The organism is Pararhizobium sp. LjRoot238 (assembly GCF_964252955.1).
Classification (GTDB): Bacteria; Pseudomonadota; Alphaproteobacteria; order Rhizobiales; family Rhizobiaceae; genus Pararhizobium.
Window position 1 is genome coordinate 168,696 of record NZ_CAXUPP020000003.1, and the last position, 12,860, is coordinate 181,555.

14 protein-coding genes are annotated in these 12,860 nt (G+C 58.9%); 10 read left to right on the plus strand and 4 right to left on the minus strand.

Annotation, left to right across the window (positions count from 1 at the left end; genetic code table 11):
- Positions 1 to 34: 34 nt before the first annotated feature.
- From ACSQ3F_RS25470 to ACSQ3F_RS25515, 10 genes are all read left to right on the plus strand, one after another.
- Entirely contained in the window at positions 35 to 802 is a 768-nt protein-coding gene (locus tag ACSQ3F_RS25470) for an ABC transporter ATP-binding protein (protein WP_436102991.1), read from the plus strand.
- Between the two features lie 62 nt (positions 803 to 864).
- Positions 865 to 2,094 carry an acyl-CoA dehydrogenase family protein gene (locus tag ACSQ3F_RS25475; protein WP_436102992.1) on the plus strand — a complete coding sequence of 410 codons (1,230 nt, stop codon included), beginning with the start codon at positions 865 to 867 and terminating at the stop codon, positions 2,092 to 2,094.
- A 33-nt stretch (positions 2,095 to 2,127) separates the two neighbouring features.
- Positions 2,128 to 3,174, plus strand: coding sequence for a methionine ABC transporter ATP-binding protein (locus ACSQ3F_RS25480; RefSeq protein WP_436103122.1), 1,047 nt, complete (start codon positions 2,128 to 2,130; stop codon positions 3,172 to 3,174).
- Entirely contained in the window at positions 3,164 to 3,823 is a 660-nt protein-coding gene (locus tag ACSQ3F_RS25485) for a methionine ABC transporter permease (RefSeq protein ID WP_436102993.1), read from the plus strand. The genes ACSQ3F_RS25480 and ACSQ3F_RS25485 overlap by 11 nt, the downstream gene beginning before the upstream one ends.
- Positions 3,824 to 3,841: 18 nt before the next feature.
- A complete protein-coding gene (locus ACSQ3F_RS25490; protein ID WP_436102994.1) occupies positions 3,842 to 4,651 on the plus strand; it encodes a MetQ/NlpA family ABC transporter substrate-binding protein in 810 nt (269 codons plus the stop codon).
- A gap of 88 nt (positions 4,652 to 4,739) precedes the next feature.
- Positions 4,740 to 6,005, plus strand: a complete 1,266-nt coding sequence (locus ACSQ3F_RS25495) for an SfnB family sulfur acquisition oxidoreductase (protein ID WP_436102995.1) — start codon at positions 4,740 to 4,742, stop codon at positions 6,003 to 6,005.
- Positions 6,006 to 6,199: 194 nt separating this feature from the next.
- Positions 6,200 to 7,027, plus strand: coding sequence for a transporter substrate-binding domain-containing protein (locus tag ACSQ3F_RS25500; protein WP_436102996.1), 828 nt, complete (start codon positions 6,200 to 6,202; stop codon positions 7,025 to 7,027).
- Entirely contained in the window at positions 7,017 to 7,871 is an 855-nt protein-coding gene (locus ACSQ3F_RS25505; protein ID WP_436102997.1) for an amino acid ABC transporter permease, read from the plus strand. The genes ACSQ3F_RS25500 and ACSQ3F_RS25505 overlap by 11 nt, the downstream gene beginning before the upstream one ends.
- A gap of 10 nt (positions 7,872 to 7,881) precedes the next feature.
- Positions 7,882 to 8,823 (plus strand): homocysteine S-methyltransferase family protein, encoded by a 942-nt coding sequence (locus tag ACSQ3F_RS25510; RefSeq protein ID WP_436102998.1) that lies wholly within the window; start codon positions 7,882 to 7,884, stop codon positions 8,821 to 8,823.
- Positions 8,824 to 9,182: 359 nt separating this feature from the next.
- Positions 9,183 to 9,557: a hypothetical protein gene (locus ACSQ3F_RS25515; RefSeq protein WP_436102999.1), complete on the plus strand. Its 375-nt coding sequence runs from the start codon at positions 9,183 to 9,185 to the stop codon at positions 9,555 to 9,557.
- A gap of 73 nt (positions 9,558 to 9,630) precedes the next feature.
- On the opposite strand, the gene ACSQ3F_RS25520 is transcribed toward ACSQ3F_RS25515, so the two are convergent.
- From ACSQ3F_RS25520 to ACSQ3F_RS25535, 4 genes are all read right to left on the minus strand, one after another.
- Positions 9,631 to 10,254 carry a helix-turn-helix domain-containing protein gene (locus ACSQ3F_RS25520; protein WP_436103000.1) on the minus strand — a complete coding sequence of 208 codons (624 nt, stop codon included), beginning with the start codon at positions 10,252 to 10,254 and terminating at the stop codon, positions 9,631 to 9,633.
- Positions 10,244 to 10,429 carry a hypothetical protein gene (locus ACSQ3F_RS25525; protein ID WP_436103001.1) on the minus strand — a complete coding sequence of 62 codons (186 nt, stop codon included), beginning with the start codon at positions 10,427 to 10,429 and terminating at the stop codon, positions 10,244 to 10,246. The genes ACSQ3F_RS25520 and ACSQ3F_RS25525 overlap by 11 nt, the downstream gene beginning before the upstream one ends.
- A gap of 155 nt (positions 10,430 to 10,584) precedes the next feature.
- Positions 10,585 to 11,658 carry an amino acid ABC transporter permease gene (locus ACSQ3F_RS25530; protein ID WP_436103002.1) on the minus strand — a complete coding sequence of 358 codons (1,074 nt, stop codon included), beginning with the start codon at positions 11,656 to 11,658 and terminating at the stop codon, positions 10,585 to 10,587.
- Positions 11,655 to 12,845 (minus strand): amino acid ABC transporter permease, encoded by a 1,191-nt coding sequence (locus tag ACSQ3F_RS25535; RefSeq protein ID WP_436103003.1) that lies wholly within the window; start codon positions 12,843 to 12,845, stop codon positions 11,655 to 11,657. Before ACSQ3F_RS25535 ends, ACSQ3F_RS25530 begins: the two co-directional genes overlap by 4 nt.
- Positions 12,846 to 12,860: the final 15 nt, after the last annotated feature.

Sequence of the window (12,860 nt, forward strand, 5' to 3'; positions counted from 1 at the left end):
AGCGGGACGTTCTCAAAAAGCGGATGGGCACGACATGAACGCGCAAACGAAAAGCTTCCTCGAAGTTTCCAACATCGAGGCGATTTACGGGCAGGCCATCCTTGCGGTGCGCGATGTCACTCTTTCCGTTGGCGCTGGCCAGATCGTCGCCCTTCTGGGCGCGAACGGGGCGGGAAAGACCACTACACTCAAGGCGATTTCCAATATTCTGGGGCCGGAGCGCGGAAAGATCGTTCGTGGCGGCGTGACCTGGCAGGCCGAATCCATCGGCAAGGTTTCCGCGTCGAAACTGGTTGCCAAGGGTATCGTGCAGGTCCTCGAAGGACGCAGATGCTTTTCCCAGTTGACGGTCGAGGAAAATATCCTGTCTGGAGGTTTCGTCCAACGGCCGAGCGGCCGCGACCTCGCGCGGAGCCTTGAGCAGATCTACGAATGGTTTCCGCGTCTTCGCGAAAAACGCAAGACAAAAGCCGGACTGACTTCCGGTGGCGAGCAACAGATGGTGGCGATCGGCCGTGCCCTGATGACCAAGCCGCGTCTTGTCCTGCTGGACGAGCCATCGATGGGCCTGGCACCGATCATTGTGCAGGAGATCTTCGAGATCATCCGATCGCTCAACCAATCGGCCGGCGTAAGCTTCCTCATCGCCGAGCAGAACGCCAATCTGGCTCTGCGCTATGCCGACTACGGCTACATCCTCGAAACCGGCCGTGTCGTTGCGTCCGGAACCTCGGCAGAGCTTCTCGCCCGCGATGACGTGCACGAATTCTATCTGGGCGGATCCGGTCCGGCCGCGCACTGATGCGGCTTGCCTGGCGCATCGCCCGGTCGACCACAAGTTGCTAACAATGAAGGTAGTTTGGAATGAGTCAGATCGATTTGGCCTGGGGTGCAGGTCCAGGCACACAGTACGAGACACTGGCGGCACGCTTCCGCCCCGTCTTTCAGCGTATCGCCGAGGGGGCAATCCAGCGCGAAATAGACCGGGACCTTCCCCATGCGGCCATTGCCTGGCTGAAGGAATCCGGATTCGGTGCCCTGCGGATCCCGCGCGAGGAAGGTGGTCACGGCGCCACGCTGCCGGAGCTTTTCAACCTAATGATCGAGCTTTCGGAAGCGGATTCGAACATCACCCAGGCCCTGCGCGGTCATTTCGGCTTTGCCGAAGACATCGTCAACAAGCCGCAGGGTGCCTGGCGCAAGCGCTGGACGGAGCGGCTGTCGCGCGGCGAAATCGCCGGCAATGCGTGGACCGAGATTGGAGATGCGAAGATCGAAGGTTTTTCGACCCGTGTTTCCGAAAAGGACGGCGGTCTGGTGCTGAACGGCGCCAAATATTATACAACAGGATCGCTGTTCGCTGACTGGATCGATGTCGGCGCTACGGGCATCGACGGGCAGGGGGTTGGCCTTGCCGTCCGGCGCCATGCCGGTGGGGTCGTGATCGTCGATGACTGGGACGGATTTGGCCAGACCCTGACGGCCAGCGGCACGACGACCTTCAAGGACGTATCGGTCGATCCTGAGGATGTCGTCTTCGACGAGGACAAGTTCCGCTATTCCGCGGCCTTCTATCAACTCGTTCACCTTGCAACTCTTGCTGGTATCGGACGGGCGCTCACCAACGATGTCGCGAAGGCCGTGTCCGAACGGCGCCGCATATACACCAACGCCGCGGGTCCGCGCTCCAGCCAGGATCCGCAGGTTCTGCAGGTCGTCGGCCGGATCCGCAGCGCCGCCTACGCTTCAAGTGCGATCGTGCTGCAGGCGGCGCAATCCCTCGAACGTGCCTTTCAGGCTCATTTAGCAGGTGATGCCGAGGCCGAGGAGGCGGCAAATGCCGTGGCCGAACTGGAAACGTCGCAGGCGCTGGTGGTGGTTTCGAGCCTCATTCTTGAAGCTTCAACCATCGTGTTCGATGCACTGGGCGCATCGGCGACCAAGAAGCCCTCGGCGCTTGACCGGCACTGGCGCAATGCCCGCACCCTGTCGTCGCATAATCCGCGCATCTATAAGGACAGGATCATCGGCGACTTCGCCGTTAACGGAACGCCACCGCCCTACCAATGGCGCATCGGGCTCAACGTAGGTTGAACCGATGATCCGTCTGGAAAAAATCGCCAAGGCATTTCCCGGAAAGAACGGGCGCCCGTAGCCGCACTTGAGAATATCGACCTGTCAATCGGGCAGGGGGAGATTTTCGGCATCATCGGGTCGTCCGGTGCCGGCAAGTCGACGCTGGTCCGTTTAATCAACTTGCTGGAGCGCCCCACACGGGGCGACGTCTTCGTGGAAGGCCAGCGCGTAACGGATTTCAAGGGGGAGCAATTGCGGGCGTTGCGCCGCAGGATCGGGATGGTGTTCCAGCATTTCAATTTGCTCAGCGCGCGGACGGCTGCGGCCAACGTCGCCTATCCCCTCAAACTCGCAGGCAACCTTAACCGTGCCGAGATCGAGGCGCGTGTTGTCACGCTTCTTGGCCGTGTCGGTTTGTCGGACCATGCCCACAAATATCCAAGCCAGCTCTCAGGCGGACAGAAGCAGCGTGTCGGGATTGCGCGGGCCCTTGCCAGCGAGCCAAAGATTCTTCTGTGCGACGAAGCCACCAGTGCGCTGGATCCGCAAACGACCGGCTCGGTCCTCGAACTCCTGCAACAGATCAATCGCGAGCTTGGCGTTACAATCGTCCTGATCACCCACGAGATGGATATCATCCGCCGCACATGCGACCGGGTCTCGGTTCTCGATCATGGTCATGTCGTGGAAACGGGCACCGTCAGCGACGTCTTCCTGCATCCCCGTCATCCTGCCACGCTGAGACTGGTGCGCGAGGCCGAGCCCGATGGCGGGCGTTTGGACGGCATTTCCGTCGCGGAGCTGGGAGGTCGGGTTCTGCGACTGACCCTGACGGGCGAAACAGCGCGCACGCCAATTCTGAGCCGTGTCGCGCGCGAAAACATCGTCGATTACCAGATCCTTGCCGGCCGGATCGGGCATATTCGCAATGTGCCCTATGCGCAGTTTACGGTTTCCCTGTCGGGCCGCGACGTCGCAGGCGCGGTTGCGGGGCTGCGGGCCGGTGGTGTTTCGGTGGAGGTGCATGGCGAAGAGGCTGACGTCGTGCCCGCCAGGAATGTTCCCCATCTCGTGGAAGAGGTGCGGCATGTCGTTTGAAAACCTTTACTGGAGCGACATCTTAACAGCGCTTGCACAAACGCTGGCCATGGTGAGCGGGGCCCTGGTGCTGACGGTTATTCTGGGCCTGCCGCTGGGAACCCTGCTGTTCCTGACCGGCCGGCAGCAACCCTTCGAGCAGCCGGCGGCCTATGCCGGCCTGTCCTTCGTTCTCAACATCATCCGCTCCGTGCCGTTCATCATTCTGCTGATCGTGCTGATGCCGGTGACGGTGATCGTCACGGGGACATCCCTTGGCATCCGGGGCGTCGTCTTTCCGCTCGTGATCGGAACAGCGCCCTTCTTTGCCCGTCTCGTGGAGACGGCCCTTCGCGAGGTCGATCGCGGCATCATCGAGGCCAGTCAGGCGATGGGAGCCTCGACGGCTCAGACGATCTTTCGGGCCATTCTGCCCGAAGCACTTCCGAGCCTTCTCGCCGCCGTCACAGTCACGTCTATCGTTCTGGTCGACTACACGGCCATGGCTGGTGCGATCGGCGGCGGTGGGCTCGGTGATCTTGCCATCCGCTACGACTACCACCGGTTCCAGACCGAAATCATGCTGGTCTGCGTCGCCATCCTCATTGTTTTCGTCCAACTGCTTCAAGCCAGCGGCAATCGTCTCGTCACCCACTTTTCCCGCAAATGAACCCTTAGGAGGACCATTATGAACATCCTGAAATCACTGACGCTCATCGCAGCCGTAACGTTCGGACTGTCGAATGCGGCAGCTGCAGAGACGCTGGTCGTCGGCGCCACGGCGATCCCGCACGCGGAGATCCTGGAATTCGTCAAACCGATCGTCGCCAAGGAAGGCGTCGAACTCGATATCCGTGTCTTCACCGATTACATCCAGCCGAATGCACAGCTGGTCTCGGGCGAACTCGACGCCAACTACTATCAGTACAGGCCGTTTCTCAACGACTACAACAAGGAGCGCGGTACCAATCTGATCCCGATCGTGCCCGTGCATATCGAGCCTTTCGTCGCCTATTCGACCAAGATCACCTCTACTGATCAACTGGCCGATGGCGCGACCGTCGCCATCCCGAACGATCCGGTCAATGGCGGGCGCGGTTTGCTGCTGCTGCAGAAACTTGGACTCATCAAGGTCAATGGAAAGCCAGAGCTGATATCGCCGGAGGACAAGTTGCCAACGCTGAAGGATGTCGTGGAAAACCCGAAGAACCTCAAGATCGTCGAGCTGGAATCGGCGCTTCTGCCGCGCGCTCTGAGCGAGGTCGATCTCGGAGCGCTCAACGGAAACTATGTCTTCGAGGCAAAACTCGACCTATCGAAGGCGTTGCTGATCGATCGCGGGCAGGACGGCTACAATGTCTGGAGCGAGTATCTGGTGACAAGGCCGGAAACCAAGGACGATGCCCGCGTCGCCAAGCTTGCCAAGGCACTGAACAGCGAGGAGACGCGCAAGTTCATCGAGGATCACTACAAAGGCCAGATCATCGCTGCTTTTTGAGTGCTGTGAACACAGACGAACAGGGCGGGCTTCGAGGCCCGCCATGTCTTTCGCAATCCCTCCGGATACGATGTTGAAAGTAAAGCCAATGAGCACGAATTTCGCCGCTGCAAGCAACTCCACCCCGATCGTACTGCCCGGTGAGCCTGGCTGGGTTCCGGCGCTGCCAATTGCCCCGGCCCATATCATTCGCGATGATGCGGAGGCGCTGGTTGTTGCCAAGCGCCTGAAGCCATTGTTTGCCTCCGACGCGCGTGAACGCGACCGCGAACGCAGGCTGCCTTTTGAGGAAGTCGATGTTTTCTCCCAGAGCGGACTTTGGGGTATCACGATCCCCAGGGCCTACAGAGGTGCCGGCGTGTCCCAGGTAACGCTCGCAAAGGTCTTTGCGACCCTTGCTTCCGGCGACCCCTCCCTGACGCAGATCGCCCAGAACAGTTTCGAGATCATCGACGTCATTCGGCTGACCGGAAGCGAAGAACAGAAACGCGCGTTGTTCTCCGCGGTGTTGTCGGGCAAGCGGCTGGGCAACGCGTTTTCCGAGTTCAAAGGCAAGAACGTCGAGGCGTTCGAAACGGGTCTTGTCCGTCGCGGTAGCAATTTTGTCGTGAATGGGCAGAAGTTTTACGCGACAGGTGCGCTGTTTGCGCATCTGGTTCCGATCGTCGCTCTCGATGAGGACGGCCATGTCGTCGTCGCCGTGGCGGATCGCGATTCTGCAGGCCTGACGGTTGTCAACGACTGGTCGGCTTTTGGGCAGCGCACGACGGCCAGTGGCACGGTTATTCTCGACAACGTCAAAGTTCCCGTTGAGCGCGTTTTGCCTGCCCACATCGTCTATGAAAACCAGAGTGCGGTGGGGCCGCAGAGCCAGCTCATTCACCCTGCGATCGATGCCGGAATTGCGCGTGGGGCAATCGAGGCGACGATCGATCTCGTTCGCAACTACGCTCGTCCCTGGATTGACAGCGGGCAGGAGCGGGCATCCGACGATCCCTATACGATCTCGACCATAGGCGACCTAAAAATCCGGCTGCATGCGTCCGAAGCGTTGCTGGAGCGGGCGGGACGCCAGCTCGATGCGACTATTGCCGATGTCAACGAGGAGACGATCGGTTTGGCTAAAATCGCCGTTGCCGAGGCAAAGGTTCTGACCACAGATATTGCTCTGTTGGCATCATCAAAGCTGTTCGAGCTTGCAGGCACGCGATCCACGCTCGGCGCTCACAATCTCGACCGTTTCTGGAGAGACGCGCGCACCCATACGCTTCATGATCCGGTACGCTGGAAATTCCACGCCGTCGGCCAGTATTATCTGAACGGCGTGCAGCCGCCCTTGCACTCCTGGATCTGATGTCAGGGAGCGCTTGCCGGATGAGGCGGCAGAGCGCTTCCAAGCGATGAGAAACAACGGTGTTTTTTCAGTTTGGCATTTTATATAGAAATTCTATTCTTTTAATGGACTATCTATCTCGATACCCGTTGAGGACAGTTCCGGATCCTGGATGAAAGGGCGCCGGATCTTTCACAATCGGAGATCGGTACGAAATGAGCATTCTTAGTTCTACTGTAAAATCAGGCGTCGTGTTTGCTGCTCTGATGACGGGATCGGCACAGGCGGGCGAAACCCTTGATCGTGTCCGCGCAAACGGCGTCGTTGTCGATGTACTCGTCAACGACTACCCGCCTTTCGGCTTCATCAATGCGGAAAATCAGCTTGATGGGTTCGACGTGGATGTAGGCAAGGCGTTTGCGGAAAAGCTTGGTGTCAAGCTGAAGCTGGAAACGCCGGGCTGGGAAACCATCATCAGCGGCAAATGGGCCGGACGTTGGGATCTGGCGATTTCATCCGCCACGCCGACCGAGGAGCGGGCGAAGGTCGTGAATTTCCCCGTCAATTACTACAGCGTCCCCGCGGTGCTGGTCGTCAACACGGATGAGGAGGCGATCAAGTCGATTGCCGATATTTCGGGCAAGCGTGTCGGTGTCGGCACTGGTTCGTCCTACGAAGCGTATATCAACCGTAACTTTGCTATCCCCGGTAAGGCGAAGATCGAGTTCCCGTTCACCGAGGTTCAGGCTGTTCCGGGAGACGAGACCGTCAACTTCCAGAATCTGTCTCTGGGCGCGGGCGTTCGTCTTGATGCAATCGTCGCCTCGCTGGCGACAGCGCAAGGCCAGATCAATGCCACGCAGAAGCTGAAGGTTGTCGGCGAGCCGCTTTTTGCCGAACCCAATGCCGTCGTCACGGACAAGGGCGATCCGGAGTGGGACGCAGAGGTCAAACGCGTCATCACTGAACTGAAGGCGAACGGCACGTTGGCCAAGATCTCCGAAAAATGGTTCGGCGTGGACATTACAAAATATGCAGAATGAGGCCTTGCCCGTGGTGCTGGCGGACAGGACAGAACCACAGGCGCCACCCGCCGGCTTGAAGCCGGCGGGTTTCGGCTTCCGTGAGAAGGTCTGGTTGACCTGGATCGGGCTTCTTGCACTGCTGTTGGTTGCCCTGCTCAGCCTCGGTCTCGATTTTCCGCTGATCGCGCAGAAATTGCCCTTCATGCTGGGCCTTCGGCTGTCGCCGGACGGTTTTGTGCAGGGCGTTGTTCTGACGCTACTGGTGACGCTCATATCAATGGCATGCGCCATGATCCTTGGTGTGCTGACGGCGCTCGGTCGCCTGTCGCCCAATCCCTTCGCGTTCGGGATTGCAACCTTCTACGCCTCGTTTTTTCGCGGCACCCCTCTTTTGGTACAGGTTCTATTGATCTATCTGGCACTGCCGCAGTTCGGGGTCATCTTATCGGGCTTTTTCTCCGGCATCCTGGCCCTATCGCTAAACTATGCGGCCTACCTCGCGGAAACCATCAGGGCCGGCATTTCGTCCGTTCCGAAAGGTCAGCACGAGGCGGCTATGGCCCTTGGCCTGTCGCGACCGATCATTGCCTGGAAGATCATTGCGCCCCAGGCGATGAGGATCATCATTCCGCCGGCCGGCGCGCAGTTCATCTCGATGCTGAAGGATTCCTCGCTGGTGTCGGTGATGGGGCTTTGGGAGCTGAATTTTCTCGCGCAGTCCTATGGCCGCGCCACCTATCACTATATGGAAATGCTGCTCACGGCAGCGGTGATCTATTGGATACTGTCCGTTGCACTCGAACTGATCCAGCACAGACTTGAAATCAGATTTGGCCGCGCCGAAGCGCTGGGCCGCGCGTAACGGAGACGACATGAGCCTGCAAAATACGAATTTCGCCATTCTCGATGGTGGCATGGGACGCCTGCTCGAACGGTTGGGAGCGCCGTTCCGGCTGCCGGAATGGTCGGCCTTGTCGCTCATCGAAGCGCCACATTATGTCGCCCAGGCCCATCAGGCCTATGTGGAGAACGGCGCGGAGATTATCACCACCAATTCCTACGGGCTCGTGCCGCATATGATCGGCGAGGCGCGATTTACCGCCGAAGGCAGGGCGCTAGCAGACCGGGCTGGTCGTCTCGCTCGCGAGGTTGCGTCAAAGGCCGGCCGGGCCGTCAAAGTCGCTGGCTCGCTGCCGCCGCTCTTCGAAAGCTATCGGCCTGGCAATTTCAAAGCGGACAAAGCCCCCGCTATCCTTGAGATTTTGATTGATGGGCTCAAGCCGCATGTGGATTTCTGGCTGATCGAAACGCAAAGCTCGACGGCCGAATCCCTGTCGGCGCTTGTGGCGGCCAAGGCAACAGGCTTGCCGGTCTATGTCTCCTACACCCTAAAGGACGAGGACGGGCGCACGGATCCGCCGGAGCTTCGATCGGGAGAATCCGTTGCGGACGCCGTGGTGGCTACACTGGACGCTGGCGCAAGCGCTGTTCTTTTCAATTGCAGCCAGCCGGAAGTCATGAGCTCCGCGATTATCGCTGCCCGGGAGGCGATCGACCGATCGTTGAATCCGGCCGCCGGGCTTGGGGTCTATGCGAACGCCTTCGTTCCCGAGCCTCCTTCCGACGAACCCTATGCCGGCATCTCGGAAATCCGGTCCGATCTTGATCCAGCCAGCTATCTGAAGTGGATTCGCCGCTGGGTGGACCAGGGCGCCACCATTGTCGGCGGTTGCTGCGGTATCGGGCCGGAGCACATTGCTGCGATCAGCGCCGGACGCAGTCGCTGGCTCGCCAATGGCAAAACTGCGCTGTAAGGGCACTACCTAGCGCATCCGGCGATGCCCGGTTCTGTCTCCGCGTAGTGATCCTGTCAGGACGGCACCAGCGGCGGTGTCGTTCGAATCCGAACATCCAAGCGGCGGCGCGGGAATCAGAAGGCGCCGTCCATTGTATCTGCGACCCGAAGCGGGGGGCCATCCAATCGCGCCTCCTCCAATTTAACAACGAAACCTCCAATATATTGGCCTTCCGATCGCGATGGCCGACATGCTTTCCATTCTATTGGAGGAAAGAAAATTGGAATGATATTTTCTATTGAATGCCAAAAATAGGCGATCTATCTCCAAAATCACCGAGGCAGGAAATGCCTTAGATCAGAGATTTGGAGAGAGCCATGAACCCCGCAATGAACATGATGCCGATGATGAACAACATGATGCCGATGATGGGCGGCATGATGAACCCGATGATGATGAACGGCATGAACCCAATGATGGGTGGTATGATGCCAATGATGGGTGGCATGCCCATGATGAACGGCATGATGATGAACCCGATGATGGGCGGCATGATGATGCCGATGATGATGGGCACGATGACCTGCAAGATGACCGCCAATGGCATGGTTTGCGAAATGATGCCGATGGAAGGCATGGACAAGGACATGTTCATGGATTGCTGCAAGCGCATGATGTCCATGATGTCGGGCGGCATGCCGATGATGATGATGTGCGGCGGCATGATGATGTGCTGCACGATGGCGGCCTGATCTCTCCGCTCACGCATTTCGCTGCGCTACAAGAGCCTCCGGAGACGGGGGCTTTTTTGCGCCTCGCTTTTGCTCAGACCCTGACTTCTTCTATATATGTCGTCACGAGGTAGAGGATTGCCTCGGTGCCGGTCATGTTCCTGTAGGTGTGGTTCACATCCGCATCGAAAATAATGGCGTCGCCTTCGCCCAGGATATGCGGCGGCAGCTTTCCGGCGATAATTTCCACCGTTCCCTGCGTGACCACGAGATTTTCCACCGTGCCGTGCGGGTGGGCTTCCGCGGCTTCCGCATGGTGCGGCGCGATGCGTAGCTCATAGAACTCGACTTTGCGCTCGCTCTCGAACGGAAACAGTGCCCGCGTCTGGAATTTGCCTTCGGAGGAGGACAGGATCTTCGATTTTGCCCGTGGCAGGGGCGTAATTGCAGCGTCTGCCCGCTCTGTAATCAACGAACCACATGGGACATCGAGGGCCGCAGCGATTTTCGACAGGATGCTGATCGTCGGGCTGCTTTTTCCCGTTTCAATCTGGCCAAGCATCGCCCGGCTGACCCCCGATATTTTCGCCAGGCGGTCCAGCGAATAACCACGCCGGGTTCTCAGGCGGCGCAGGTTGCGGCCGGTCGAGGCCGACAATTCGTCAGTGGTGTCAGGCTTGTAATCTCCAGAAAACTGAAGAACCGGTTCAGGCGCCATGGCTCGCTCTACCCATGACCATCATCGGTACGAACCCCCAATATGGCATCCACATCATCACGGGCTGCATGGCAAAAGAAACGGCTTTTGCTTCTTCTCCACGCGGTTTGTTCTGATTGGCGCGCGCCTGACGATAGGTCTGCAAATCAATGACGTTCGCTGCCTGCACTGCCATGAAACTCTCCTGAAACGCCTCTAAATCAAATCTATGATTTTAATTAGCAAAGGCACAGGTTGCGCAGACCAAACCTGGCGCGCCGAGTAAAATCTTATGCCACGACGGCTGCCCGATCGGGGAAAGTCTATCTTCCACGCGATCAAGGCCCTTTTTCAATGAAGCCGGGACGCGGCAAGCCGCCGCTCTAACCAGAGGCTGTAGCGGGATCCGCCGAACCCGATGGCAAAATAGATCAAGGCGACGGAAATGTAGGACTCGGTGTAAAAGCCGAGCCATGCAGGGTCGGTTGCCGCCGTCTTTGCCGTGTTGAGCAGATCGAAAATGCCGATGACCGCCAGCAAGGACGTGTTGAGCAGGATGCCGATCGAAAGGTTGACAATAGCGGGGATAACGGCACGCAACGCCTGCGGTAGAACGATCAACCTGTTCGCGTGCCAGTAGCCGAGCCCAAGCGCTGCCGCCGCTTCTGTCTGGCCGGGCGGCACGATCTGCAGACCTGCCCGGATCACCTCGGCCAGATACGCTGAGAAAAACAGTGTCACGCCGATCTGGGCGCGCAACAGCTTGTCGAGCAGAACCCCGCCGGGAACCGCCATGGGGACGATCAGCATGGCGATGTAGAGCACCGCAATCATCGGAATGCCACGCAGGACTTCAATGAAGCCGACCGCCAGAATGCGCACCAGGCCCATTTTTGACTGGCGGGCGAGGGCAAGGACGAGGGCGACGGGAAAGGCAAAAGCCAATCCGGCGATGGACACTCCAAGCGTGATGGGCAATCCGCCCCATTGATTGGTCGATACCAGCGGCGGGGTCAACACGCCCGCCATCAGGAACCATGAGAGAGCAAGTGTAGCCACCCAGAACGGGATGAGCTTTGCACTCCAGAAGCGCGGCATGGCGGAGGCGGTGAGGAGCACTGCGAATAGAACCAGCACGAGGGCCGGACGCCATTGCACGACCGGTGGGAAGAAGCCGAACAGGATGAACCGCGCCTTTGTCCGGATGAAGGTCCAGCACGCACCGGCTGTTTCGGCCATGCACTTGTCCGCTCCACCACTCCAGACCGCATCCAGAAAAAGCCAGTCCACGGCTGGTTTGAGCAGCCACAGAAACAGGGCGAGCGTCAGCACTGTCAGGACTGTGTTGCCGAGGCTTCCGAAGAGACCCTGTTGCCATCGCCGCCATTCCGGGGCCTTTCCGGGCAATCCGCCAGCTTTGCTCATCGCCTCTGTCCGCCCTTCAATGCCACGCGCCGGTTGTAGAGGTTCATCAGGATAGAGACCCCGATATTGAGCGTCAGATAGACGGCGACAATGATGGTAATCGCTTCGAAGACCTGGCCAGTCGTATTTGCCGTTGTGTTCGCCACGCTGACGAAATCAGGAAATCCGATAGCCACCGCTAAACTGGAATTCTTGGTGAGATCGAGATAGCTCGACGTCATCAGCGGCGTGATGACCCGCAGGGCTTGCGGCAATACGATGAGCCGCATGATGTGCCCGCTCTTCAGGCCGAGCGCGCGTGCGGCCTCCCATTGCCCCGACTTCACCGATTGAATGCCGCTTCGCACGATTTCAGAAATGGACGCGGAGGCGTTGACGACGAGGCCGATCAGCAGCGCCGAGAATTCCGGCGTCATCGACAATCCGCCACGAATGTTGAAACCACCCTTTGCAGGGAATTCGGCCGTCACGGACAGACCAAGCGACCACATGCATGCGAAATAGAGCAACACGGTGAAGAGGAGGAAAGCTATGAATTTCAGCAGGTAGTAAGCTCTGCCACGCAGATACCGCCGGAGTGCAAGGATCACGATTGCGACCGCGATGACCAGTCCTGGCAGCCACTGGGCAAGGTGAAGACCCTCGAAACGCAGGCCGGGGATGAACACCCCGCGATTGGTCAGGAAGAAACCATCGAAGGGGGAAAAGGCGTTGCGAGGGGACGGCAGGCTATGCGCGATCGCGCTCCATAGAAAAAGCTGCAGCAACAGCGGGGTGCTCCGCAGGATTTCCACATACGCATAAACGAAGCTCGAAATCAAAAGATTGCCGGACATGCGGGCGATGCCCAATAGAACGCCCAGCATCGTTGCAAGGCAGCATCCGAAGAAAGCTACCTTGATCGTATTGGCCAGTCCGGCCGCAAGGGCACGGGCATAGGTATCGCCGGACGCGTAGGCGATATCGCTTTCACCGATTTCGAAATTGGCCTGTTGCGAAAGGAAGGAAAACCCCGGTGTGATGCCGAGCCGCTCCATGCTGCCCACCATATTCGAACCGAAAAAAAAGAATAGCGATAAGACGCCGGCAAGAAGCAGCGTCTGCTGAAGCGGCAGCGGCCCGATCCAGGATCGGAGCCCGGAGAAGAAGCCGGGTCCCATTGGACCCGGCAGCGTAATCGTTTTCATCGGGTGAAACCGGGC